The following is a 24,670-nucleotide window of genomic DNA, read 5'->3' on the forward strand; positions in this document are numbered from 1 at the left end:
CGTCTATGCGAGGCGAAGAATTCTCGCTTCACATAGACGGGCTTGGATCGTTAATCGCCAGAACACATATTACAGCACTGGCCAGTGGTCCGCTACGGGAATCCATTCCTGCTCTCCCGGCCAGGGTGGCATTGTGACGATAACACAGTTCAGGGGCGTTGAGCCGGTGTTGCGCACCTGGAAGTGCGTGCCAACCGGGATGCTAAAGGAGAGAGCAGGCTGAATCTTTTCTTCGTACTGCACACCGTTTTGCTGTAGCCATACCTCACCCTGTCCCTGCAGAACATACCATATTTCTTCAACCGTTCGATGCACGCCCGCACGTGACACCTGGTTCGGTAAAAGGGTGCAATGGACCATACTTCCCCTGCCCGTATTCGCGAGCAAGCGAATCTCCGTCATATCAGGGGCCTGTACATCCATATCTATGGGCAGGCGCTTGATCTGGATCTGAATGTCACTCTCCATACCTTGTACCTTATTACAGTACTATATGAATTCACGAAGGCCCCGGGTTCTTTTTTGCGAAGTGCCTCATGAAAAACATACTTCTACTATCACCAAGACATCGGCTATTCTATATGTTTGCTCCAGAGGATTTTGCCATTGTTCAACTGCAGCACAGATATCGTGTGGTTGTCTTGAGACAATAGATCTAGCAGTCCTCCATTAATTGAAGTCAGATGGCTCTGTATAACTTGCGACCAGAGTACGGTTCCGTCTCTTTTGTTAATCGCCTGTATCAGGCCCATCTCAGCTGAAGAGGAATGTAGAGAGGAGATGTACAGGCCACCCTGTATGGTCCAGACAGCCTGATTTGCGGTAAGAGCCTTTTTCCACATTACGCCCGTATCAACATTGATAGATTGCAATTCATCTCCCTCGGTCTGAATATAGACCACATTATCCTGAATATTGATGAAATTTGCGATGCCTGTTTCAAGGAGCCGAGTGTGCTCTTTCTTCCCCGTTTGCAGGTCGAAGACCTCCAGGCTATCAACTCCCCGCGTATATGCATAGAGATGATGGACATCTGCATTCAGGTCAACGGTATCATTAAATTGATGGGACCACACAACATGACCCTGCGGTTGAATTGCTAACACCTTGTTATTGTCTGTTTGTAGATAGAACGTCTTATGTTCTACTGCAAATGGCAACACGGGGTTCGATGCAAATGGTTGTGTGGAGGATGATTCATTGTTGTATGCCCAGAGACGAGTACCACTCAGCTCATCTATCGCATAATAGTATCGTTGCCTACTATCACAGGCATAGATAATGCCATCATTAATTGCTAATGTCGTGCCAATATCGGCACTATGCCAGAACAGGCGACCATCTTTGACCGCATAAATGGTTTGATCGGCGTCGGGAAGCAGAAGCATCCCATCCTGCTCAACAGCTGTAGATTTAGTGGGAAGCGAGGGGAGCTTATAGCTCCAGAGAATCTTCCCAGAACGAGGGGCAAGCAGAGAAATCTGTCCATCAGCATGTATGGCATAGATATTGAACGCCTCGCCATAAAGATTAACTGTCACTCCATAGCTCATACTGGAGGTTGGAGATTGGGAGGTACGCCAGAGCAGGGTGCCGGTCCGCGTGTCATAAGCAGTGACATTGGTATTCTTCTGCGTCAGGCTCGATACCTGGTCGTCAGTTGGTGGCCGTTCCAGTACAAATGTCACGTTATCACTGCCAGTCATGGCAGTATATAAGGGTTGACCGGCTGGCGCGGTTGGCGTTGGAGCCACAGATGTCATCAGTAATGATGCTTCCGGGAAGAGGAGAACAGCGATCACCACACATGCCGCGATAATCGCCAGCGTAAACCAGAGACGAGCACGGCGCGCCAGAGCAGCAAACAGTGGCTCCAACTTCGATGGCCTGGCAGGATGATTACCTGCCTTGCCCGTCTCTTCAGCATCAATATCGGTAATCTCTAATTCGCTATACGTATAATCATCTTGATTTCCATCGGGTCTAGCATCCATTCCGTCTCTCCATAACGTTGCAAAACATCATTGCAGGTCATCAACCTTTGTCATCAATACATTGTCTATTCTATATGTTTGCTCCACAGGGTTTTGCCATCGCTTAAACGTAGCACGGAAAGAGTATAGTTATCCGAGGAATACAGGTCTAACACGCTGGCATTGATCGTCGTTATGTCGCCCTTCATAGCCCCTGACCAGAGTACAGCACCATCTCGTTCGCTAATTGCCTGCACAGAATTTGTATTGCTTAAGATGGGGACATAGATGACCCCATTATCGACCCGGGTTGCTGGACTTACAACGAGGGCCTTTTGCCAGACGACATTCCCTGTATCCGCATTAATAGCTTTCAGTCCTGCATCAGTCTGGATGTATAACAGGCTTCCCTGAATATCTTTGATACTTACGATGCCTGCCGCATGGATAGGTGTGCGCTCTTGTTTGCCCGTTTGTAGATTCAAAACCTCCAGTGTCTCAGTCGACTGATCGACGGCATAAAGGTGATGAGCATCTGCTTTGAGGCTAAAGGGGGTATGAAATTGACGGGACCACAAAACGTGGCCCTGTGGCTGAATAGCCACGACCCTGTTATCGCTTGCCTGCAAATAGAAAGTTTTGTTTTCTATTGCCAGCGATAGAGAATGAGAATCAGGAGCAGACGCTTGCGTCGGAGATGGCACTGTGTATGACCAGAGACGGGCGCCACTTTCTTCATCTACAGCCAGGAAATGTTGTCGCGTAGTATCACAGCCATATACAACGCCATCCTCAATCCCTAATATGATGCCCATCCCGCCAGTACGCCAGAGCATCCGACCATCTTTGACCGCGTAAACGTTCTGATCAGCATCTGAAAAATAAAGCACCCCATCTTGCTCAATAGCCATGGGCTCGGGCATAGCAGAGGGCAAATGATAACTCCAGAGGGTTTTACCACTACGAGGTTCGAGCAGAGAAATCAGGCCATCCGCACGGAGAGCATAGATATGCTCTCCCTGATCCTTGAGGTTGGTCGCCAATCCATACGTGATCCTGGATGATTGGTGCTGCGGCGTGTGCCAGAGAAGCACGCCACTATGCGTGTCATAAGCAGTTATGCCGATATTATCCAGCGGGCCCGATGACTGGTCCCCATGTTCGATCTGCCCCAGGACAAATGTGACAGTGTCATTGCCAGAAACCGTCACAAACGAATAAGGCGGGGCCATGGGCGTAATCGCCGGTGGCACAGAGGTCGCGGGATGGATAAAGGATGCGGCATCGGGAAAGAGCAAGATAGCAAATACGAGACAGCCTGCCACAATCGCTAGCATAAACAAGCCACGCGCATGGCGCACAGCAAAAGCGAACAATGGCTCAAGCCTTGATGATTTGCCAGATCGGCCATTCATCTCGCCAGAATCATCAGCATCTATATCAGTAATCTCTAATTTAAAGTCTGGTTGATCACGCTGATGTGGATCGGGTCCAGAGTCCATCCTATTTCTTCTCCCATAAACAGCACACAGTAGATCAGCTACTCTGGCTGATCTGAACCATAAAGCATACTCATTATACACTGTTAGCGCTGGTTTATGGTGATTCAACAGCGATACGACATCGTACAGCCGCTCCGTAGAAAAAAGTGCATCACACAGAGGGAATGCGGCAGGCGGCTTCGTTGTTTCGAAGCCGCCTGCCTCATTCCCTCTATTTAAAAACTGATAGATCCATGTCTGGCCGGATGTTAAGCGGTTGGTGAGATGCGGAAGACAAAGGCATGTTCACACGGCTTCTGCTCCGGCAGATTGATGACCAGGCCCGCGGCCTCGCGCCTCCACTGCAGCTCCTCGGGATAGCCCAGTAGCTCGACTTTCCCGATCTGATGTTGGAACAACGCGGCGTCGCTGGCCAGGGATTTAATGGTAACGGTGCCGTCAGTTGGCCACGCCAGGGCGGTCGCGTACAGCGTTTCGCCCTGGGTGGTAAAGCGAATGTCCTGGCTGGTAAAGGCCGCACGCTTCGTGTCGTTAAAGCTGCCGCCAACAACCTGCGTGGGACCCTCGCCAAAGGTCTTCCATGGCCGCGTCCCATAGATCGCTTCACCATTGACCTTGAGCCAGCGGCCGATATTTAACAGCAATTCCACCTCTGGCTCAGGAATGGTGCCATCGGGCCTGGGACCGATATTGAGCAGGAGCGCCCCGTTTTTGCTGACGATATCTACCAGGTCTCCGACCAGTTCGGTCGCGGTCTTGTACTCCTGGTTTGCCGTATAGCCCCAGGAATTCTTGGCGACCGCCGTATCCGTCTGCCAGAATGGATAGCGAATATCGGTGAGCTGGCCGCGCTCGATGTCGAAGACGGCGCTCCCGGCGGGGAAGGCGTCATGCTTGTAGTTGATGGCCACCCCGCGCGTCCACTGCGCGCCACGATTATAATAGTAGGCGGCGAAGCGCTGTAGGTAATTACGAAAGGCCGGCTCCTCAATCCACCAATCAAACCAGAGCAGCTGCGGCTGATATTTATCCACCAGTTCACAGGTACGCGCCAGCCAGTCGTCGAGAAACACCTCGTTGGGCTGCATCGTCTTGGGCTGAGCGGGTCCATAGAGACCAATATAGCGAGGATCCTGCACATCTGAATCAAACGCCATACCGCCTTCGTAAAACCACCAGTGCTCGGCCCGGTGACTGGAAAGGCCAAAGACCAGCCATTGCTTGCGCACGGCCTCCGCCAGCTCACCAATCAGATCACGTTTGGGACCCATTTTGGCGGCGGTCCAATCCGAAAAGGCACTATCGTACATTGCGAAGCCATCATGGTGCTCGGCGACAGGAACGACAAACTGGGCGCCCGCCTGGCGAAAAATATTGGCCCAGGCATCGGCATCAAACTTTTCAGCCTTGAACAGGGGGATAAAGTCCTTATAACCAAATTGCGCCTGCGAACCATAGGTCTCCACGTGGTGCTTGAACTCGCGACTATCCTGCAGATACATATTACGTGGATACCATTCATTACCGAAGCCAGGAACCGAATAGACTCCCCAGTGAATAAAGATGCCGAACTTGGCATCCTCGTACCAGGCGGGTACCGTGTATCCTTTGAGCGATTCCCAATCAGCCTCAAATGGTCCAGCGGCAATCGTCTGTCGAATGCGCTGCGTCTCTTCTATCATACTCATGTCTAAACCTCTCTATGAACAATCACTAAAAGTGTTTCCCGGCCATGGTAAAGGTGTCAGCTGAACGTAAATAGATTCAGGGTCCCGGCAGGTTGTCCTGGTTGTTCACAAAATCTGAGAAAACGCTTTCTCAGAATACAATTTTATTAGCATAAAAAGTGCGTATCTGTCAAGGAACGTACAAAGTCAACGGAAACGTCTCAAGGTGAGTTTGCCGACCACACGAAGACTACCCCTCAGACGATACGTTCTGGAGCTGCTCGTCTCGCGCTTCCTCTTTGCGGCTGTTTCTAGACTGGTGTACAGGGATCTGCTGGGAACTGTCAGGAGTAGAAATACGTGGACGGGAAGAGTCGCGCACCACGAGCTGATGCTGGAGGATAATTTCTTGCCGGGGGGCATCAGGTTTTTGTAAGCGTTGAATCAGCCTGCTGGCAGCGGTGCTCCCGATGTCATAAGCCGACTGAATCACGGTGGTGATCGAGACCAGTTCGGGCACCGACCAGTAAAGCTCATCAAATCCGACCAGCCCGATATCATCGGGAATGTGCTTTTGCCGGGCATGTATGGCGCGCAACGCGCCCATTGTCAGGCGGTTGTTGGCGGTAAAAATAGCATCGACCGGGGGGTCCAGGTCCAGCAACTTGTTTGTCAGGCGGATACCCGCATCGGGCGCGATCATCGATCCACGCTGCTCCAGGGCGGCTTCCCGTGGGATGCCCGCTTCCTGCAGAGCCTGGCGATAGCCCAGCACGCGTTCATTGGCATTCGTCACGGATTTGGGGCCACCAATCATGCCGATTCTACGATAGCCATTCGCGATCAGGTGGGCAACCGCCTCTCGCGCGGCGGCGGCGTTGTCGATTAACACACAATCAGTGGAGCGATCATCGAGCTGGCGATCCACGGCTACAACCGGGATATTGCGCTCTTTCAGGTCGTCTAAGACCGCGATGCGGCCCTGGGTAGGGGCAATAATCACACCAGCCACAGGTTCGGCCGCCAGCACTTCGAGGTATTGAGCCTCCTTCTGCGCATCTTCAAAGGTATTACAAACAACCAGTAAATAGCCTTGCTGCTGCAGCACCTCCTCCACACCCCGAATCAGATCGAGAAAAAAAGGATTCTGCATGTCCGTGACCAGCAAACCAACCAGCACAGAACTTCTCCCAGCCAGGATGCGCGCGGCCCGGCTCGGCTGGTACTTCAGGTGGATGGCCGCCGCATGAACACGTTCCGCCAATGCTGGATCGACGGTCGCGGCGCCATTCAAGACTCGAGAAACGGTGGCAATCGATACACCGGCTTTTTTCGCCACGTCATGAATGGTAATTGCCCTTGGCTCATGGGACTCTTCCGCCCTCCTACGATCTGTCATACTAGCCTCGTATATCTACTGAAAATACTGAAAATTTTTTTCTCGCCCGGCCGGCTTTCAACTAAAATGAAAAAGCCTACTTCTCAAAAAGAATCGATACCATCCGAGAAAAACAGTTTTCAACTTCTTGACAAGCATTATAAGCTGATTTTTGGGTGATAGCAAGAGCTTTTTCGCGTACTGCGTGGAGCATTCCTTCAAGCAAGCTCTCATATCTTTGATTGACAAAAAACTAATGGTAAGCGCTTTCTCAAAAGTGTTATTTATATCATAACATACTGATTCAGTAGCAGAAGTTGATCAACCAGTAGCCAGGGTTGACTGAAGATGGCGCATGCTATCCACTACACGCGAGACACAATCACATCTCAACAGGCCGGTCGCGGATGCCGGGGCAACCACGGCGCACTAGTGCTCAAAACAGAGATAGAGGCATGGCACAGAATATGATTATACCGTCCTGGGAATGGCACAGGACACGGGCAAAGTGGTACGCTGGCTCACCCCCTGCTCAGAGGTCCAGAAGGGGGAGGCCGTCGCATCGACGGGGCACGAGGTGCCCATTTCTCTCAACTCTTGCCGACCTGATCGAAGAACCATTCAGCCTTTTAAGCTGGGGCAAGCCCATCATCTACGAGTAAGCAAGCTCAGCACCTATGAGTAAGCAAAGATGATAAAATAAAGCAAAAACAAAGGAAAAGCAGGTGGTTTTATGGAAAATTTTGATGAACTAGACAACCAGGTGCTGGCTAAGCTAATGAAAATAAAGAAGAAGCGTGACGCCAATCTGCGTTTCCGGGCAGAACAAAAAGAGCGGCTCGAAAAGACGCTCAGTGATCCCCTGCTCTCACCGATTGCTAAAAATAATATTGAAAGGCAACTGCGCGAACTAATTACACCAAACGATTAGACAAACGCTCCACTTCATTATCATCCAGGTTATTCGGTGGCATTTTCTCTTTGGGATGGGCTGGTCAGAGAATCCTGAGACTCGAGCCAGCTCATTAATCGATATATACTATAATAGCTGCCTCGATTAGCAACACGGTATTTCAAAATCGCTTATATTTAAAGAATATATTAGTCCTGCAAAAAATAGTCTTTTAACAACTGTATCAGAATCTGCTATACATAAATGTATTGTAAAATAGGAAGGATATAGGTATAATACCCCTACCATATTTTGCAGCCTATCCTTCAGTCAACACAGCACAGGTACATAGATACTTTTGGTTAGCGCTCTGTTGTGCACTGAAAATCAGAACTCATTGACGAGTAGAGCGGTGTACTATGCCTCAACAGCGAGAAACAACAACCAACAATCTAGCAGATATAATTCAGCTCATTCAGATTGCACACCGAAGTGGTACACTAACGGTCGAACGCGGTGAAGGGGCAGCATTTGAAGAGGGCACAATTATATTTATAAATGGGCAAATTATGGGTGCACAGATCGGCCCCTACACAGGTACTCCAGCACTGAGCAGATTTGCCACCTGGACTGTTTGCCGTTTTGCTTTTCTGGTCTCAAGCAATCCATCTATGCCATCCTACCCATCATCTTCCAACGGTCATTCAAGCGGATCACTCCCACCAGTGCATCCTAACGGCATGAGCCAACCATCTTCTTCGATCACCAACCCGGGAATGCAGAGATTACCTCAGACCACTAGCCCACAGGCACCCATCGCTTTACAAAAACCCTATCGCATTCCCACAAGTGGAAATGTGCTGGGATATATGGAACAATTAGGGCTGACGCGTGAACATCGACGTTTGTATATGCTCATCGATGGTCAGCGTACCACGCATGAACTGTTCGCGCTGATGGGTAAAAATCCGGAAAAGATACTGGAGCTCTTGAGGGATCTGGAACGATCAGGGCTGATTATGATGCACGGTTAACACACACAGAGCCATTGGAGATGGCTCTGTGTGTGTTAACCGTGCATCAACGCCAGGTTTGCCGAAAAATACGCAGCCAGTTTTCGGAAGCGATCAGGCGCAGGGAGGGCTCATCGTAACCACGCGCTGCCAGCGCGGCATAGAATCTGGGTAAGCAGGAGATATCACGCAGGTCACCGGGCATGGTCGCGCCATCGTAATCGGTGCCGATCGCGACTCCTTCAATCCCGACATGCTCTACCAGGTAGTCGATATGGCGAATAAGATCCTCGATAGGTGTATCGACGTTGCCTTTTCCGTCCGTACGCACATCATAGACATTAAAATTAATGCCGACCAGGCCATGGGATGCCTTGATCGCATCCAGTTGCCTGTCGGTGAGGTTGCGCGCCGAGGGACAAAGGGCATAGGCATTGGAGTGCGTCGCGACCAGCGGTGCCTGTGAGAGACGAGCGACATCCCAGAAACCCTGCTCATTGAGATGAGAGAGATCCAGCATGATACCCAGCCGGTTGCAGGCTTTTACCAGGGCTTTACCGGCATCGGTCAGACCGGGACCCGTATCGGGAGACTGACCAACGACCAGCGGCACACCATAGCCAAAGATATTGGGACGGCTCCAGACCGGTCCCAGAGAGCGCAGACCAGCCCGATAGAGTACATCCAATGTGGCCAGTTGCGGATCAATCATCTCGGCGCCCTCAATGTGCATAATGGCTGCCATGATCCCTTGCTGCAGACAGGTCTCAAGGTCTGAGACGGTGCGCACAATCTTTAAGCGACCCTGCGAACCGGCCTCCAGGCGTGAGAGCAAGGAGATGATCTGCCAGCTTGCCTGCTGGGCATACTCATAGTTAATGGCCGGTCTGATATAGCTCTCATACCAGTGCTCCGGCGGCGCATTGGTCGCCGCCGCTGGTTGTTCACCATTGGCTGCTTTAGGAGTGGGCACATAGACAGCAAAAAAGGCTCCGGCCATGCCCCCCTCCTGCGCGCGCGGATAGTCGATATGGCCATCCTGGCCGCGCGAAAAAAAGGTCTGCACAAAGGGAAGCTCACTGGCTGGCATGGTCAACGCTGGCTGCTGCAGCGGTTCCAGCTCATAAAAACGTAGCAGCGTATCCATATGCCCGATCAGGGTTGGATGAATAGATGTATCATCTGCCATGCTAATTTCCTTCTACTTCAGGAGTTGAAGCGGAGTTAAGGCACACGAATCGTCTCTATCTCTTGCCACAGCTCATCAGGAATAGCGGTCTGGGCCAGCTTTACGGTCTCATCCAGGCGCTCGGGACGCGTCATGCCGATCACAGTTGAATGGATACGCTGATCGCGCAGGGAGAACTGCAACGCTACCGCAGCCAGTGGAATGTTGTAGCGCTGACAGGCATCTTCGAACTTTGCAGCCTTCTCTACGTACTCTTTGGGAGCCTCACCGTATTCATAGCGCGCATAGGCACGTGGTCCCTTCGCCAGCATACCGCTCCCATAAGGAGCCGCGTTCACCGCCCCGACACCGTGCTGCTGGCAGACGTCCCAGAACGGATCGGCCTCGGTATTGAGCAGGGTATAGCGATTATGTGAGATGGCCGCCTCAAAAATGTCAGTTTCAACGAAGCGCGTCATCAGATCAATCGGGCCACCGGCCACGCCCAGATGCTCAATCAACCCCTCTTCTTTACAGCGCTGCAGCACCTCGACGGGTCCGTTGGGCGCCATAGCGGCCTCGAACGTTGTATGCTCAGGATCGTGCAGATAGAGCAGCGGCAAGCGATCCAGACCCAGCAGGCGCAGACTACGCTCGACACTTCTGCGCATCTGATCACCACTAAACTCGCCCGTCTTAAGATCACGATCAGCCTTGGAGGCCAGCACGTATCCAGCTGGCACGCCGCCCAATTCTTTTAGCACCAATCCGATCCGGCGCTCGCTCTCGCCATCACCATAGGATGCCGCCGTATCCACAAACGTAATCGGGCTCTTAAAAATGGAGCGAATCGTCGCGAGAGCGCGCTCTTCCGGCACCGAATACGCGAACGTATCGGGCATATCGCCCAGGGGAGCGCACCCTACACACAATGCTGGCACCTGCAAACCTGTCTTCCCCAAAGTACGAACAGGCAGGATAGGGTTCGGCTGAGAATATGACATAAAGCACTCCTTCTTCACATGCAACGTTCTGTCTCAGAGATATTTAAGATATCATTATTCATAACAAAAACTTCTCTGTAACAGTATCGCACATATCCAATCAAGCATGCAGATCAACGTATGCCCGCCTATCACCGTGCCAGACACGAAACGCCTCCGGAATGCGCCCTCTATGACCAGGATCAATCTCTGCCGGCAATGCGTGCTCGGGGAACCATTGGATATCCAGCACCTCATGCGCGAACGTGGGCGGTGATACAGCGGGAACATCCAGTAGAGGGCGACACAAGATGTTCATTTGATAGAGTTGAAGCGGATAGACGGTGCCGCAGAAACGCGAGTCATGGATGCCAACCAATGCCACAGGTTCGCTACTAACGCCGGTCTCTTCCAGGGCTTCGCGCACCGCCGCCTGAGCCGGGGTCTCACCGATATCGATACCACCTCCCGGCATCGCCCATAAACCATTATCAGCCCGCCGAATCAGGAGTATGCGGCCATCATCGTCAATCACTGCGGCATCGGCGGAAGGGATAGGAGAGGCACGTGTAAAAAGAACACTTTTCAGAGGATCGATACCCTCCAGTGTCTGCCCGGTCGCACAGGCAAACATTTCTTGCGCCACATCCAGAATTTTTTGATAACGCTCTTTCTCATATATATTCGCGGCATAATGCAGGCCATGAACCGCCTGGCCGCGTAAGATGTCAGCCCATTGTGCCAGCTTCTGCTCTAGAGGAACTTCTTTTTCATGTGTATCCATACAATCAAATCACTTTCAATTGTGCTGTCTCTAAACAACGATATTTATATATTATGCCTTTATATGTAATATGGATAATATACCATTAAACGCATGAATAGATCGCTACAATGGTATGCTATTACGCATAGCGAGCGCTTTTTCAAACGTCTGTGGACCATTGTACATAAGGATGGAGCGGTCGATGGCAATAGAACATCCTCAACAAATGACGGTTCAGGAATATTTTCAACTGGAAGAGAATGATCTGACCACATGCTATGAATACCTGCTGCTCGACGGGAAATCGCCCAGAATAGAAATCTATCATAAAGAGCAGGGAAAAGGGATTTATGGTGCATTTGAAAAGCAGCAGGAAATACCGCTCTTTAGTCTAGGCGTGTATTTCCCGCTGCTTGATGCGTATCTAGATGTCGAAGTTGAACCTGGCGTGTAACTAGCGTAGCATCCTGGCAATCTGGCGCAGATTGGGCTTCTGACCATACATCAAGATGCCGATGCGGTAGATGCGCGAGGAGGCCCAGGCGCAGATCGCGATAGACACCAACAGAATAACAATGCTCAGCATAATCTCCCAGCCGCTGACAGCGTTGGTGGCGATGCGCATCATCATCATAGTCGGAGTCCAGAAGGGGACAAACGACATGATCTTGAACCAGGTCGCGCCCGCTCCAATTGAGCCGCCGATAAAGCTGGCCATGTAGCCAACCATAAAGATGGTCGTCAATGGTCCCACGGTATTCTGCACCTCGTCCTGGCGCTTCACCAGGGCGCCCAGCGCCGCAAACAGGGTGGAATACAGCAGGAAGCCCAGCACAAAGTAGACCAGCAACAGCAACAGGAGCGTCGTTGAAGCATGGATGTAGCTCAGGTTGAGCGGCAGACCATTGGTTTGCAGAGCCGCGCTCAGGGGCCCTTGCAACAACAGACCAATCAGGCCAGCAGCTACCAGACAGACCATCTGGGTTAAGCCAGCGGCACCAATCCCCAGAATCTTACCCCACAAGAGCTGGAAAGGGGTCGCGGCATTCACCAGGATCTCCATAATGCGACTCCCTTTCTCATCGGCCACGCCATTGGCTACCCACATACCATAAAGATAGACAGCCATAAAAATCAGCACGGTTCCAATGACGCCCAGGAAGTAGCCGCCCGCCAACGACATCAGCGAGTCATTGCCACCACCCCTCTGGGTGTAGACAACGTTAAAAGCAGGGGGAGCCAGCAAATGCTGGGTTTGCGCGGACGTCAGACCCAGGCGGGACGATTTGTCCTGTACGTTCAATTGTCCGGCTACAGCCTGTATCTGGGCGAGATCGGTATCACTGAGACTGGCGGTCGCAGTATAGTAGGTGAAGCTCACATCCTTATTAGCGTTGCGATTCAGTACCAGCAGCACATCCAGCTTGCCGTCCTTCACATCATTTTGTAATTGAGCGGCTGTGCCAGGCGCGCCGCTACTCAAGGCAAAGTGGGGCTTTCCTTTCTGCGAGGTCGATCCCTGATCTATACCCTGAACGTCGGCGTTCGCGGCTGTATTGAGACTGCGGTCAAAGTATTGCAGCAGACTATCACCGCTCAGTCCCGCCGTGGTCCCGGCATCATTGACGATGGTGACATGAGACTGCGAATTGGAGCGGTCCGCAAAAAACTGGATCACGGTTGGAACACAGGAACCAATCAGGGCGAATAAGACGAACAACGCCGTTGTAATGATATAGCTACGCTGGGTAACGCGATTTTTATATTCACGACGAGCGATCAAGCCAATGTTGCGCCATGTGTTGCTGCGCGAATCGCGGCCCGAGCGCACAACCTCAGTATTATGAGTCGCAGGAGCAGCCTCATCAACAGGAGGCATCACAGTCTTGTTTGACATATATCCTCTTCTATCTATTGCATGCAGTGATAATGAATAGTTAAGCCACCGTCGTGGGAGCATCAGGAAGGGCGATATTACCGACGCGTTCAATGAAGATATCGGTCAATGAAGGCTCGGCCAATTCAAAACGATTAATCTGACCAGAATGCTGCAGAGCCGCCTCAAGAATCACGTTGGGATTCAGGTCTGCGCGGATCTGCATCTCAATATAATCCTGACGTCGCTTGGTTATCTGCACCCCATCCATATCATCCAGCCACAGCGCCTGGGGATCATTTTCTAGTTTTAAGCGCACAATATTGCGTCCATGCTGACGGCGTACCTCCTGCACGCTTCCCTTCACCACCGCTTCCCCCTTGTTCATGATCACGATATCCTCGCACATCTCTTCCACCTGATCCAGCTGGTGCGTCGAAAAGATGATCGTCTTGCCGCGCCGATGCATCTCTAAAAAGGCATCCTTCAACACAATGGCATTCACCGGATCAAGGCCGCTAAATGGCTCATCCATGATGAGAATAGAGGGATTATGTAAGATCGTCGCCAGGAATTGTATCTTTTGTTGATTCCCTTTAGAGAGATCTTCAATCTTCTTTTTACGATTCGCGTTAATCTGGAAACGCTCCAGCCACTCATCCATGGCGCTCTTCGCGTCTCTTTTTGATAAGCCATTCAGTTGAGCCAGGAAAAGCAGCTGCTCCTCGACACTCATCTTTGAATACAGGCCGCGCTCTTCGGGCAAATACCCCAGTTCGCGACGTGGAATTTCGCGTACGTCTTTTCCATTCCAGGTAATCTGTCCACGATCAGGGCGGAAAATATCCAGTACCATGCGCATCGTGGTTGTCTTCCCCGCACCATTGGCACCCAGCAAGCCAAACAAAGCCCCCTCTTTAACCTCCATAGACAGATCCTTGACTGCCTGAAACTGTCCAAAGGACTTACTGATAGTATCTACAACGAGTCCCATTCATAACTCCTCATCGTATATCATTAGTGGTTGATATATTATCTAGACATAGCAATATGTTATAACTGTAGAAAAAAGGTCATCCAATAAGTATAGACGTTATCTATACAAAAAATAAAATCATAAGCTTATCGACCTGGAGCATTGAAGATAGTTCAGGTAGAGAGGATAAAGCCCGGCATGGCACAGTTTGCGCCATGCCGGGCTTTATCCTCTCTACCTGAACTATTTCTGTTAGACGCTACCGGCACCCTCTTTTTCTTGCAGGCGCCACTGGCGTGCGTAGTAAAAAAGCTCCTTGAAGGCGCGCAGGATAACGCGGGAGTGGGCGCCGGTGGCCTGTCCAGTACGCCTGGGCAGGTGGTGAACACCGATCTCTGTAAAGGTGTAGCCGGCGCGCTTTAACTTATACAGCATCTCGGCATTGATCATGGCGCCACGTGTCTCAAACTGGCTTTGATGAATAAAAGCGGTTCGATACAATTTAAAGGCACAATCAACGTCGCATACATGCACACCCAGGACCACGCCGATCAGTTGCTTCCATCCCCAGGCGTTTAATTTACGCATCCAGGTATCCTGGCGATCGATGCGATATCCCAGCACCGCGTCATACTGGTCGATGAAAGGAAAAAATAGGCTGATCTCCCGAATATCAAACTGCCCATCAGAATCCATAAAGAACGTCAGCTCTTTACCGGCCGCCTTAAATCCGCTAACCAACGCCGCCCCATAGCCCTGATTCACGGGATGGGTAATGACACGCACGCGCTGATCTTGTTCCGCCAGAGCCTGAAGAATCTCACCTGTGCGGTCCCTACTACCATCATCGACCACCACAACTTCAAATTCGTCAGCCCATGGACTCAACGTTTCCAGAATATAGGTTACAGTCGTTGCGATTACCTGCTCTTCATTATGAGCAGGTAGAATGATAGAGAGACTGTGCGCTAGTTTTGGCACTGAGCCGTCCCTGGCCGCCTTATCACTAAAGGATGGTGTCGAATGCATCACACTAAACCTTCCATTATAACTGCCTCTATTATAATTGCTTTATGGCTATTCGGGTATCCCTTCTTCAAGATCGCTTGCATTGAGAGCAGTATAAATGAAAGATATCTGGAAATATGCGCAAAAATGTAAATTTTTTGCTAACTTTTATCGGCAGATAGAATACATATGTTTAAGCGTTGGTGCAACACAACAGGTAGGGGCAGCTGCCCCTACCTGTTGTGTTGCACCAACGCTTAAACATATGCTAATATAAACCCATGAATCAGTCATCTATGTATATCCTGTCCCTGGATGGCATCCATACCCGGGGATGGCTTATACACCGCAACAGGAATCGCAACACAAGCACCCCGGCCACGTAAGCCCGGCACCGGTTTACGTGGCCTGTGAAGGTGCTGGTTGGCGTTTTAAATGACATGCGTGCATGCCATTTATATAAAGATGCCGTATTGGCCAGCGACACCTTCATCCTCCCACATGCTTTTTCTTGACATCATCATGCTGTTCTTCGCCGGGCATATGTCTGTGATCTTGCAATCCAGCTACACCTCCCGGCAAACAGGTCTGATATATGGCTTAGAGTTGTCATGACCGACGCTCTATGTAATGTTTTCAGAACTGCTTATCAGAACAGAAGTGCATGCTATCGAGCTGCAAGACCTTTCATACTGCCTACGCGCAAACGCATGAGTTGAACCAACACCGTTTTTCAGTGCTTTTTTTATAGCAGTACGAAAGGTCCCACCATGTCTACCGAAACACCACAAACAGAGGCACCAAAGGCTTCAAAGAAGCCGCGTTCGCTCTGGCGCAATCGCGATTATCTCCTACTCTGGGGTGGCCAGACCATTTCTGATATCGGCGGTGGAGTATCGCAATTCGCCTTTCCACTCCTTGTACTCTACATAACAAATTCGCCGCTGGCGGCGGCTACCGCGGGCACCATTCGCATGCTGCCAAATATGCTTTTCTTCTTGCTCGCAGGGGCATGGGTAGACCGCTACAATCGCAAACATGTCATGATACTATGCGATCTTGGTCGCGCCTGCAGCCTGCTCAGCATCCCCATCGCACTGGCATTCCACGGTCTGACGATCTGGCAGCTCTACATCACCGCCTTTATCGAAGGGACCTTGCTGGTCTTCTTTGGCGTCGCCCAGGCATCCGGACTCAGTCAGGTAGTAGCGCCCGAGCAGATCTCCAATGCCATGGCTCAGCAAGAGGTGGTGGAAGGCACCACCATTCTGCTAGGACCTGCCATCGCCGGTCCACTCTTTGCGCTAGGACCGCTCTTCCCCTTCCTGGCAGATGCCATATCATATCTGATTTCAATTGTGACGCTGGGAGCAATTCGCACGCCTTTCCAGACGCCACGCAACAAGCCACGGCGCCACCTGTTACACGAAATCAGGGAAGGCATTATCTGGGCCTGGAGGCAGCCCGTCATCAGAATCGTCAATAGCTTGAATACCCTGGCAGCCCTGGTGAACCCGAGTAGCGCGTTAATCGTTATTGTACTGGCCCGGCAACAACACGCCTCCAGCACCGTGATCAGCACCATCTTTGTCATTGGTGGGCTGGGCGCGATCACAGGCTCGCTGCTGGCGCCGCTGGCACGGAGATTTCTGACAATGGGGCAGACTATTATCGTGGTACGCTGGCTCTTCGTACTGCTCTGGCCCTGCTACATGCTGGCTGGCAATCCATTCATCCTGGGCGTTATCGAGGCCTGCTTCAACTTCATCGATCCATTTGAGGATGTCGTGTATTTCAGCTACCGCCTGGCAGTTATTCCTGATGATCTTCGAGGCAGGGTCATCAGTGCCTGCCGCATGTTTACCGCCATCAGCAATCCATTGGGACAATTCTTGATGGGCTGGCTGCTCGACAAATATGGACCACGACCAGCTATCATAGCAGGCTGGCTGGCCCTCATGCTGGTTGCCGCACTGTTTACCCTCTCACCACACATTAGAGCCGTCAGGCATCCGGAGACGTTATCGACGGATCAGTCGCCTACTTAAAAGTTCCCTGTGGGAGTGCCTGATATGGTAAAGGGTTCCCCAGGTGGACCGCCAGCAAAAAATTAATTATAGTTGATAGTAACGGACACAGTCTGCAAGCGTTTCGCGCATGGTTGCTCACCAAAATAGTCGAAAGGGCCAACAAAAGGATTAGAATTTCAAAAAAAACCGCCCAGGACATTTACAGCAGCCATGAATTGTACAATAATAGGGAGAAGGGTTCATTCTTCCCTAATTTGTTAATCTTGAAAGGATTATTCACTATGGCCTACGTAATCACCCAGCCTTGTATCGGCACCAAAGATGCCTCCTGTGTGGATGTTTGTCCGGTTGATTGCATCCATCCAGGACCCGGCGAAGACGGCTACGATGAGCATGAGCAGCTCTACATTAACCCGGACGAATGCATCGACTGCGGCGCATGTGAGCCTGCCTGTCCCGTCACCGCCATTTTCGAGGAATCTGCGGTACCAGCTGAGTGGAAGCAATGGATCAAAATCAACGCCGATTTTTTCCAGGAAGCTTAAGACTCTATTTGCAATCTCAACGAAAAGTTGAGGATTAACAAAAAATAGGGTAATAACATATAGTGATATCTTTTGCAAGGCCTCTCTCGGAAAACAAGATTGTCAGCCGGGATGCAAAGGATATCACTTTTTGTTCTGCCTTACAGGAAACGATGTGCATCGACGCCAGATACGATGCTCTCTGCTTTAAAGGTATTTACGCGACTTTATATTCGGGATAGCTCCCGTTGCGATCGCTTCTTTCTCCTCCCACTTACGTCCATTGAGCCAGTAGGCCTCGATCTGCTCCAGGCTTTTATTCCTGGTCTCAGGGACAAAGAGGACGCAGAAGATCAGCGCCAGGATACTCATACCGGCATAGACCCAGAAGGTAAAGCTCTTGCCAATCAGGTTGATCAGTGATAAGAACGTCAGGCTGACGAGCAGATTGGCACTCCAGTTGGCGAAGGTGGCAATACTGGCACCGGTAGCGCGCAGATGGGTGGGGAAGATCTCGGCACACATCAGCCAGAATACTGGACCCAGGCTGATAGCAAACGCAATCACATATCCCAGCAGTGCCATCAAGATGAGATAACCCGATTGGCGGGGTCCAATGGCGAAGATCACACCCAGGACAACTAACGTAATGGTCATGCTGATAGTGCCGCCGATGAGCAGCGCCCGCCTTCCCACACGATCGATTAGAACACCAGCAATAATAGTGATTAAGACGTTGACCACCCCAACAATACTGGTGGCAAGAATAGCACTGGTAGCAGAAGTAAAACCGGCATATTCAAAGATCGTCGGCGCATAATAGATCACGGTATTGATACCTACAACCTGCTGAAAAATGGCCAGGCCGATACCGGTCAGCAGAGCCACACGCAGCCCGGGCCGTAGCAGTTCACGCAGCGCACCACGAGTAGTTCTCCCGGCGAAAGATGAGCGGATTGTTTGCCATTCCTGCGTCGCCTCTTCAAAGGTGCAAAGCCGTTCCAGTACCAGCGCGGATTCAGACCAGCGTCCCTTGCTGGCCAGCCAGCGCGGCGACTCAAGGGTAAAAAGCATCCCAATCAGCAACGCCAGACCCGGAAAAGCAGTGACCGCGTACATGGGAGGCCAGCCCATATGCGCACCCGCGAACGCCAGATCGACCCAGTAGGCCAGGGCAATCCCGATCGTCAATGCCAGTTGATTAAACGTTACCAGCACGCCCCGCAAGCGGAAAGGCGCGATCTCTGAGATATAGACCGGCACGATACTGGCGGTCGCCCCAATGCTCAATCCAACAATGAAGCGTAACATAAGGAACATCGGCCAGTTAATTGAGAGTGCCGTACACAGCGTACCCAGCGTAAACACACCAGCGGTCAGCCGCAGCGTCGTGCGCCTTCCCAGCATATCACTCAGTTTGCCGCCACCCAGCGATCCAATGGCCGCCCCCAGTAGCGCGATGCTCACCGTAACTTCCTGCATCCATGCATTCAAAGCAAAGCTCACGCGCAAAAACAGCATCGCCCCTGAAATAACCGCCGTATCATAACCAAACAAGAGGCCACCCAGGGCCGCGATGATAACAACTACATACAACAACAGGCGCTGACGCCAACCACTTTGCTGACGTACCCTTAACGGGCTCTGCTCCAACAATGGTGGTCCCAGAAACAAACCATCATCCTCATCCCTACCACTACTGTTCCGGTTATTCATTACATCCCTCCTCCACTTCTCCGCAGTTGAAAACACAGTCCCTGTACTTTTGACAACATCAACGTATATCATTACTAAGGCACAAAAACTGTTTTCATACACATATTATATATATTGATCAAAAAAGTAATTGCTTTAAAGAGAATGTAAAAGAATAGTAAAAAAATCTATTACCAGCATCCGAGCGGCAGGAAGGCCAGCGAGCGCTGCAGCGCTCGCTGGCCTTCCTGCCGCCTGCAAATGGGTTTATGACTGTTATTGATATCAAAAAGGAAAGTACCGAAACCATAATTTGGGCCCTCCCGTACTACCCATATGTTAAATTGATTGGCTACTCAGCAATAAAGAGGAAGAGTATGGCTTCAATTCAATCTCCTAGAAAAGTTAGATTAACGACAGTAAACAATCTGGACCAAATAACAAGTTCATCTACAAATATAGGGAAAACCGAGCGCTGGATCTCTGCTATTAGTGGCGGAGCGCTTGCCAGTTATGGAATTGTGCGGCGTGACTGGCTGGGAGCCGGATTAGCGGTGATTGGTGGTGGACTGCTCTTGCGAGGAGCAAATGGGCGTAGCGTGCTCTATAAAGCCCTGAATATCAATACTGGAGGACAACAGCTATCGGCCAATGTCACGACTATCCCAGGCAATAAAGGCATTCGGGTCAGCCGCTCACGAACCATCAACAAAAGTGCGCAGGATCTCTATGCATTCTGGCATAATTTTGAGATGGCCCCCCTCTATATGCCTGGCATCAAAGTCGTCAATGCAACCGGTGAAAGAACCACGCACTGGGTCGCCAGTGGCGGCAATGAGTGGAATGCGGAACTTTTGGCAGATAAGTCGGGGCAATTGATTGCTTGGCACGCACATGGCAAGCCAACAACCGCCAACGCGGGCAAAGTGATCTTTCAACCCGCAGGCGAAGGACGAGGGACGGTTGTTACACTTGAACTCGATTTCTTCCAGGCCGATCCACTGCATAAGATAGTAAGTCACTTCACCAGTTTCGGCGCCGAATATGAGGTCGCCGAAATACTCAGGCGCTTCAAAGATTTAATGGAAGCAGGCGAGATTCCCACTATAAAAGGCCAACCAACAGGACAGGGTAGAAAGTAAGCGAGGAAAAAACATGAAAGCAGTATGCTGGTATGGTATCCATGATGTACGTGTTGAATCGGTGCCCGATCCAGAAATACTCAATCCACGCGACGCGATTATAAAGATTTCAACCTCGGCCATCTGCGGCTCCGATCTTCACCTCTACGATGGCTATATTCCAAGCATGGAAAAAGGGGACATCCTGGGGCATGAATTTATGGGCGAGGTTGTTGAGGTCGGTACAGGCGTGACCAATCTCCAAAAAGGTGATCGCGTGGTTGTCCCTTTCACCATCGCCTGTGGAAACTGCTTCTTCTGTGAGCGCCAGATGTGGTCTCTCTGCGATAATTCAAATCCCAATGCCGCGATGGCGGAAGCCTTCTATGGTCAATCAGGCTCCGGACTCTATGGGTATTCCCATCTCTATGGTGGTTACGCGGGAGGACAGGCACAGTACGTTCGCGTCCCATTTGCCGATGTAGGCCCAATTAAGGTTCCCGATAGCCTCAGCGATGAACAGGCCCTTTTCTTGTCCGACATCTTCCCCACCGGCTATATGGCCGCCGAAAACTGCCAGATCCAGTCGGGGGATACCGTGGCGGTATGGGGGTGTGGTCCCGTAGGCCAGTTCGCCATTCAGAGCGCCTATCTACTCGGCGCGGAACGCGTCATCGCCATCGATCGCTATCCCGATCGCTTGCAGATGGCAAAAGAACAAAGTAAGGCCGAAGTGATCAATTATGAAGGCCAGGATGTCGTGGAGCTACTCAAACAGGCCACCGGTGGACGAGGTCCCGATGCCTGTATCGATGCCGTAGGGCTGGAAGCACATGGCACCAGCGTTGGCGCGATCGTGGATAAGGTAAAACAGCAGGTGCGTCTTGCTACAGACCGGCCCCATGTGCTCCGCCAGGCCATCCAGGCCTGCCGCAAAGGCGGCACCCTCTCCTTGCCAGGCGTTTACGGAGGCTTCCTGGATAAGGTGCCCTTTGGAGCCGCATTTGCAAAAGGCCTGACCTTTAAGATGGGCCAGACGCATGTCCATAGGTACATGCGTCCGCTCCTCAATCGCATTCAAGAGGGCAAGATTGATCCATCGTTTGTCATCACCCATCGAATAGGGATTGATGATGTCCCTCACGCGTACGACATCTTCAAACATAAAGAGGATCACTGCATCAAAGTCATCCTCAAACCCAACGATTAATATACTGCTTGACGCGCCGATACAGGCTATGCACTTTTCGCATAACCTGCATCGACGCATCTACAATATCATTATTTTTAAGTATTTACATCTTTCAAAACAAAGGATACAGTATCTACAGCGAAACGGACGCGGGGCAACATGTAAATTTTCTGCTTGGCAAGTAAGTAAATTCAGTTAAAGCTCGTTCGAAACCCGCCCTTGTCCGTTTCCACTCTTTACTTATATCTGTGGCTTCCATATTCATCCCCCAGGCTCCATAGCAAAAAATTGTAATTCCCAACGCGCTGAGGTACACTACTAACAATTTGATATCCCTATCCCATCACCACAGAGAAGGCCATCTCAATGTTCGTCACGCAAGAAACCATGGGGGAATATGATCATTGATAATCTGCCATTCTTAAAGTTACTTCAGCTCGCCGATAGCGCTGTGCCTATCGGTTCGGCGGCCCATTCCTTCGGGCTGGAAACCCTCACCATCGAGAATGATCTGGATGTGAACCAATTAGAAAATTTTTTGCGCCACTACCTGGCGGAAACAGGTGTATTAGAGAGCGCCTTCTGTCGCCTCGGACATCGCCTGGCGCCAGAGCAAGGTGCAGCACTGTCCGCAGATACCTGGCCAACGCTCAACCAGCGCTTGAGCGCACTCAAAACCGCCCGTGAAAGCCGCATGGCGAGCGCGACGCTGGGACGGCGCTTTTTACAGCTAGTAATCGCCCTGGAAGAGGCTCCGTGTCTGCGCCAGGCATTCGCCATCTCTCGCCAGCAGCCATGTGATATTCACTTCAGCACCGCATTTGGTCTGGTTGGAGCCGTACTGGGCGTCGATGAGACCACGACGGTCCTGGCCTATCTTCAGCAATCATTGGCTACCCTTATTTCTGCCAGCCAGCGCTTGCTTCCATTGGGACAAAATCAGGCCAGCACCATACAATGGCGCCTAAAATCAACGCTACTAGAAATAGCTGAATGGAGCCGTGAACAGGCAGAGCAGCCGGCAGAACTACAGGTATTTACCCCTTTGGTAGACGTTGGCAGTATGCGGCATCCGCACCTTCAAACGCGGCTCTTTATCAGCTAAAATAGAAGTATGGCATCGCAAGACTCAACGAGTGAGCCCTGTTTGCTATCTGGAACGATCACACGCACCCGTTATTCATCCCGCCGGTCTTTGTACACGCACCGCCGCGTCAACAGTCTCCACAGAACGATCTGGACCACAACGAGAAAGTCGAGTGGATTATCATTCAAACACCATTGATACCGAAACGGACAGTAGAGGGAAAGTTACGTCTTGACTTCTCCTGTGATGAGGCTACACAGCGCACACAGCTTCAACGCAGCGAGCAGCGTGCGCCGCTCAAAGTCATTCGGTCCTTCCCCTTACCAGCAGGAGGGGCGCTCATCCACATGCATAATATCTCCGGCGGGGTACTGGGAGGAGACCAGCTGGCAATCGAGGTCAATGTTGGCCCCGGTGCCTATGCACAGCTAACATCAACCAGCGCGACCCGGCTCTATCGCAGCCTGCCAGAGGCTCCCCCCGCCCGTCAGATTACACAGATACAGGTAGCCGCCAACGGCCTGCTAGAGTATATCCCAGATGCTCTGATTCCGTTTGCCGGTGCTCGCTATCGGCAGCAGACGCGCATTCAGCTCGCGCCTGGGGCTGGTTTATTCTATTGGGAAACCGTTGCTCCCGGTCGTATAGCTCGTGGTGAACTCTTTGCATATGATTTACTGCAACTACAGACTGAAATTATAGCCATAGATAAACCCATAGCCATTGAGCACACCAAACTGGCACCACAGCGGCACAGGCTATCATCGCTGGCCCGGCTCGGTCCCTATCATTATTTCTGTAGCTTCTACATTTGCAAGGTCGGTCTGGACGCCGCGCGCTGGCTGCCGCTAGAAGAGGAGCTTGGTACATTAGCTAATCAGCTGACACAGCCAGGTGAGATATGCTGGGGCGTCAGTACCCTGACCGCCCATGGACTGGTAATCCGCGCGCTCAGCAAGCAACACACCTACCTGCCAGCGGGACTGCTACGCTTCTGGGACACTGCCACACAGAGGCTCTACAGTAGAGAGTCTCATCCACCCCGCAAAATCAATTAATCACGCATTTTAAACTATAAGAAATTCACTGGGCAATACAATAAAGAAGGAGGCTTGATACATGTTACTGACTCAACGCGAACAAGAGAAACTGCTTATTTTTGTTGCAGCCGAACTGGCCCGCAAGCGCCAGGCGCGCGGGCTCACGCTCAACTATCCCGAAGCAATCGCCATCATCACGGCTGAGATTATGGAGGCGGCCCGCGATGGCAAAACGGTCGAGGAGATTATGAACTTTGGGGCGACGATCCTTACCCGTGTTGACGTCATGGATGGGATTGCTGAAATGATCCATGAGGTTCAGGTTGAGGCAACATTTCCAGACGGCACCAAACTGGTCACCATTCACGATCCGATCAGATAGCTGTCCCGAATAGACAGGAGGATAACCATGCAACCAGGCGAATATCTACTCGCTGAGGCAGGTGGAGACATAGAGATCAATGCTGGCAGGAAAACAACACGACTGCTGGTAAAAAATCTAGGGGATCGGCCCGTACAGGTTGGGAGCCATTATCATTTCTACGAAATAAACAAGGTGCTGGAATTTGAACGCCAGCAAGCCTATGGCATGCGCCTGAATATCGCCTCAGGCACTGCTGTGCGCTTTGAACCTGGCGAAGAGAAGGAAGTGATCCTGGTAGAATTTGGAGGCGCACGCATCGTCTATGGGCATCAAGGGCAGGTCAATGGACCACTTGATCTTGGCAAGAAGAGCTAATCTGTATTATGGGTGAACGTACACGGTACGCGCATGTTCA

General features: G+C 51.3%; 23 protein-coding genes. 11 read left to right on the forward strand and 12 right to left on the reverse strand.

What is annotated here, in order from left to right; genetic code table 11:
• Positions 1–69: 69 nt before the first annotated feature.
• From AABA21_RS03190 to AABA21_RS03210, 5 genes are all read right to left on the reverse strand, one after another.
• On the reverse strand, positions 70–468 hold the full coding sequence (locus tag AABA21_RS03190) for a cupin domain-containing protein (protein WP_338247523.1): 399 nt from the start codon (positions 466–468) through the stop codon (positions 70–72).
• A 104-nt stretch (positions 469–572) separates the two neighbouring features.
• Positions 573–1,994, reverse strand: coding sequence for an outer membrane protein assembly factor BamB family protein (locus AABA21_RS03195; RefSeq protein ID WP_338247524.1), 1,422 nt, complete (start codon positions 1,992–1,994; stop codon positions 573–575).
• A 65-nt stretch (positions 1,995–2,059) separates the two neighbouring features.
• Complete coding sequence (locus AABA21_RS03200) at positions 2,060–3,475, reverse strand: PQQ-binding-like beta-propeller repeat protein (RefSeq protein WP_338247525.1); 1,416 nt, start codon at positions 3,473–3,475, stop codon at positions 2,060–2,062.
• Between the two features lie 248 nt (positions 3,476–3,723).
• A complete protein-coding gene (locus AABA21_RS03205; RefSeq protein WP_338247526.1) occupies positions 3,724–5,163 on the reverse strand; it encodes an alpha-L-fucosidase in 1,440 nt (479 codons plus the stop codon).
• Positions 5,164–5,392: 229 nt separating this feature from the next.
• Positions 5,393–6,541 carry a LacI family DNA-binding transcriptional regulator gene (locus AABA21_RS03210; protein WP_338247528.1) on the reverse strand — a complete coding sequence of 383 codons (1,149 nt, stop codon included), beginning with the start codon at positions 6,539–6,541 and terminating at the stop codon, positions 5,393–5,395.
• A 712-nt stretch (positions 6,542–7,253) separates the two neighbouring features.
• Between AABA21_RS03210 and AABA21_RS03215 the strand changes: the two genes are divergently transcribed.
• Together AABA21_RS03215 and AABA21_RS03220 are read left to right on the forward strand one after the other, a co-directional pair.
• The gene (locus AABA21_RS03215; RefSeq protein ID WP_338247529.1) at positions 7,254–7,451 is read left to right on the forward strand and encodes a hypothetical protein; all 198 of its coding nucleotides are present in this window, start codon (positions 7,254–7,256) and stop codon (positions 7,449–7,451) included.
• A 380-nt stretch (positions 7,452–7,831) separates the two neighbouring features.
• Positions 7,832–8,446, forward strand: a complete 615-nt coding sequence (locus AABA21_RS03220) for a DUF4388 domain-containing protein (protein WP_338247530.1) — start codon at positions 7,832–7,834, stop codon at positions 8,444–8,446.
• A 46-nt stretch (positions 8,447–8,492) separates the two neighbouring features.
• On the opposite strand, the gene AABA21_RS03225 is transcribed toward AABA21_RS03220, so the two are convergent.
• From AABA21_RS03225 to AABA21_RS03235, 3 genes are all read right to left on the reverse strand, one after another.
• Entirely contained in the window at positions 8,493–9,614 is a 1,122-nt protein-coding gene (locus AABA21_RS03225) for a dipeptidase (RefSeq protein WP_338247531.1), read from the reverse strand.
• A gap of 35 nt (positions 9,615–9,649) precedes the next feature.
• Positions 9,650–10,597, reverse strand: a complete 948-nt coding sequence (locus tag AABA21_RS03230) for an aldo/keto reductase (protein ID WP_338247532.1) — start codon at positions 10,595–10,597, stop codon at positions 9,650–9,652.
• A 100-nt stretch (positions 10,598–10,697) separates the two neighbouring features.
• Positions 10,698–11,360, reverse strand: coding sequence for an NUDIX hydrolase N-terminal domain-containing protein (locus AABA21_RS03235; protein ID WP_338247533.1), 663 nt, complete (start codon positions 11,358–11,360; stop codon positions 10,698–10,700).
• Positions 11,361–11,544: 184 nt separating this feature from the next.
• Between AABA21_RS03235 and AABA21_RS03240 the strand changes: the two genes are divergently transcribed.
• Positions 11,545–11,796, forward strand: coding sequence for a hypothetical protein (locus AABA21_RS03240; protein WP_338247534.1), 252 nt, complete (start codon positions 11,545–11,547; stop codon positions 11,794–11,796).
• On the opposite strand, the gene AABA21_RS03245 is transcribed toward AABA21_RS03240, so the two are convergent.
• From AABA21_RS03245 to AABA21_RS03255, 3 genes are all read right to left on the reverse strand, one after another.
• A complete protein-coding gene (locus AABA21_RS03245; protein WP_338247535.1) occupies positions 11,797–13,239 on the reverse strand; it encodes an ABC transporter permease in 1,443 nt (480 codons plus the stop codon).
• Between the two features lie 40 nt (positions 13,240–13,279).
• Complete coding sequence (locus AABA21_RS03250; protein ID WP_338247536.1) at positions 13,280–14,212, reverse strand: ABC transporter ATP-binding protein; 933 nt, start codon at positions 14,210–14,212, stop codon at positions 13,280–13,282.
• A gap of 234 nt (positions 14,213–14,446) precedes the next feature.
• Complete coding sequence (locus AABA21_RS03255) at positions 14,447–15,223, reverse strand: glycosyltransferase family 2 protein (RefSeq protein ID WP_338247538.1); 777 nt, start codon at positions 15,221–15,223, stop codon at positions 14,447–14,449.
• 749 nt (positions 15,224–15,972) lie between these two features.
• On the opposite strand from AABA21_RS03255, the gene AABA21_RS03260 reads away from it, so the two are divergent.
• Positions 15,973–17,250, forward strand: coding sequence for an MFS transporter (locus tag AABA21_RS03260; RefSeq protein WP_338247539.1), 1,278 nt, complete (start codon positions 15,973–15,975; stop codon positions 17,248–17,250).
• A 263-nt stretch (positions 17,251–17,513) separates the two neighbouring features.
• Positions 17,514–17,777, forward strand: coding sequence for a 4Fe-4S dicluster domain-containing protein (locus AABA21_RS03265; RefSeq protein WP_338247540.1), 264 nt, complete (start codon positions 17,514–17,516; stop codon positions 17,775–17,777).
• 186 nt (positions 17,778–17,963) lie between these two features.
• Here the strand turns inward: AABA21_RS03265 and AABA21_RS03270 are convergent, their stop codons facing one another.
• Positions 17,964–19,472, reverse strand: a complete 1,509-nt coding sequence (locus AABA21_RS03270) for a sugar porter family MFS transporter (RefSeq protein ID WP_338247541.1) — start codon at positions 19,470–19,472, stop codon at positions 17,964–17,966.
• 356 nt (positions 19,473–19,828) lie between these two features.
• On the opposite strand from AABA21_RS03270, the gene AABA21_RS03275 reads away from it, so the two are divergent.
• The 6 genes from AABA21_RS03275 to AABA21_RS03300 all read left to right on the forward strand — a co-directional run bounded on the left by AABA21_RS03275 (position 19,829) and on the right by AABA21_RS03300 (position 24,630).
• Positions 19,829–20,593, forward strand: coding sequence for a YgaP-like transmembrane domain (locus AABA21_RS03275; protein ID WP_338247542.1), 765 nt, complete (start codon positions 19,829–19,831; stop codon positions 20,591–20,593).
• A gap of 13 nt (positions 20,594–20,606) precedes the next feature.
• On the forward strand, positions 20,607–21,782 hold the full coding sequence (locus AABA21_RS03280; RefSeq protein ID WP_338247543.1) for a zinc-dependent alcohol dehydrogenase: 1,176 nt from the start codon (positions 20,607–20,609) through the stop codon (positions 21,780–21,782).
• A gap of 379 nt (positions 21,783–22,161) precedes the next feature.
• The gene (locus AABA21_RS03285) at positions 22,162–22,869 is read left to right on the forward strand and encodes an urease accessory protein UreF (protein WP_338247544.1); all 708 of its coding nucleotides are present in this window, start codon (positions 22,162–22,164) and stop codon (positions 22,867–22,869) included.
• Between the two features lie 329 nt (positions 22,870–23,198).
• Complete coding sequence (locus AABA21_RS03290; RefSeq protein ID WP_338247545.1) at positions 23,199–23,909, forward strand: urease accessory protein UreD; 711 nt, start codon at positions 23,199–23,201, stop codon at positions 23,907–23,909.
• 61 nt (positions 23,910–23,970) lie between these two features.
• Positions 23,971–24,273 carry an urease subunit gamma gene (locus tag AABA21_RS03295; RefSeq protein ID WP_338247547.1) on the forward strand — a complete coding sequence of 101 codons (303 nt, stop codon included), beginning with the start codon at positions 23,971–23,973 and terminating at the stop codon, positions 24,271–24,273.
• A gap of 27 nt (positions 24,274–24,300) precedes the next feature.
• The gene (locus AABA21_RS03300; RefSeq protein ID WP_338247548.1) at positions 24,301–24,630 is read left to right on the forward strand and encodes an urease subunit beta; all 330 of its coding nucleotides are present in this window, start codon (positions 24,301–24,303) and stop codon (positions 24,628–24,630) included.
• Positions 24,631–24,670: the final 40 nt, after the last annotated feature.

Source organism: Dictyobacter halimunensis (assembly GCF_036245075.1).

Bases quoted from the DNA above. Each gene is read 5' to 3' on its own strand.
- AABA21_RS03290 (WP_338247545.1), top strand. From the start codon at position 23,199: ATGCATAATATCTCCGGCGGGGTACTGGGAGGAGACCAGCTGGCAATC.
- AABA21_RS03285 (WP_338247544.1), top strand. From the start codon at position 22,162: ATGATCATTGATAATCTGCCATTCTTAAAGTTACTTCAGCTCGCCGAT.
- AABA21_RS03300 (WP_338247548.1), top strand. From the start codon at position 24,301: ATGCAACCAGGCGAATATCTACTCGCTGAGGCAGGTGGAGACATAGAG.
- AABA21_RS03280 (WP_338247543.1), top strand. From the start codon at position 20,607: ATGAAAGCAGTATGCTGGTATGGTATCCATGATGTACGTGTTGAATCG.
- AABA21_RS03260 (WP_338247539.1), top strand. From the start codon at position 15,973: ATGTCTACCGAAACACCACAAACAGAGGCACCAAAGGCTTCAAAGAAG.
- AABA21_RS03210 (WP_338247528.1), bottom strand. From the start codon at position 6,541: ATGACAGATCGTAGGAGGGCGGAAGAGTCCCATGAGCCAAGGGCAATT.
- AABA21_RS03230 (WP_338247532.1), bottom strand. From the start codon at position 10,597: ATGTCATATTCTCAGCCGAACCCTATCCTGCCTGTTCGTACTTTGGGG.
- AABA21_RS03245 (WP_338247535.1), bottom strand. From the start codon at position 13,239: ATGTCAAACAAGACTGTGATGCCTCCTGTTGATGAGGCTGCTCCTGCG.
- AABA21_RS03270 (WP_338247541.1), bottom strand. From the start codon at position 19,472: ATGAATAACCGGAACAGTAGTGGTAGGGATGAGGATGATGGTTTGTTT.
- AABA21_RS03205 (WP_338247526.1), bottom strand. From the start codon at position 5,163: ATGAGTATGATAGAAGAGACGCAGCGCATTCGACAGACGATTGCCGCT.
- AABA21_RS03200 (WP_338247525.1), bottom strand. From the start codon at position 3,475: ATGGACTCTGGACCCGATCCACATCAGCGTGATCAACCAGACTTTAAA.
- AABA21_RS03240 (WP_338247534.1), top strand. From the start codon at position 11,545: ATGGCAATAGAACATCCTCAACAAATGACGGTTCAGGAATATTTTCAA.
- AABA21_RS03265 (WP_338247540.1), top strand. From the start codon at position 17,514: ATGGCCTACGTAATCACCCAGCCTTGTATCGGCACCAAAGATGCCTCC.
- AABA21_RS03235 (WP_338247533.1), bottom strand. From the start codon at position 11,360: ATGGATACACATGAAAAAGAAGTTCCTCTAGAGCAGAAGCTGGCACAA.
- AABA21_RS03250 (WP_338247536.1), bottom strand. From the start codon at position 14,212: ATGGGACTCGTTGTAGATACTATCAGTAAGTCCTTTGGACAGTTTCAG.
- AABA21_RS03255 (WP_338247538.1), bottom strand. From the start codon at position 15,223: ATGCATTCGACACCATCCTTTAGTGATAAGGCGGCCAGGGACGGCTCA.
- AABA21_RS03215 (WP_338247529.1), top strand. From the start codon at position 7,254: ATGGAAAATTTTGATGAACTAGACAACCAGGTGCTGGCTAAGCTAATG.
- AABA21_RS03220 (WP_338247530.1), top strand. From the start codon at position 7,832: ATGCCTCAACAGCGAGAAACAACAACCAACAATCTAGCAGATATAATT.
- AABA21_RS03190 (WP_338247523.1), bottom strand. From the start codon at position 468: ATGGAGAGTGACATTCAGATCCAGATCAAGCGCCTGCCCATAGATATG.
- AABA21_RS03295 (WP_338247547.1), top strand. From the start codon at position 23,971: ATGTTACTGACTCAACGCGAACAAGAGAAACTGCTTATTTTTGTTGCA.
- AABA21_RS03195 (WP_338247524.1), bottom strand. From the start codon at position 1,994: ATGGATGCTAGACCCGATGGAAATCAAGATGATTATACGTATAGCGAA.
- AABA21_RS03275 (WP_338247542.1), top strand. From the start codon at position 19,829: ATGGCTTCAATTCAATCTCCTAGAAAAGTTAGATTAACGACAGTAAAC.
- AABA21_RS03225 (WP_338247531.1), bottom strand. From the start codon at position 9,614: ATGGCAGATGATACATCTATTCATCCAACCCTGATCGGGCATATGGAT.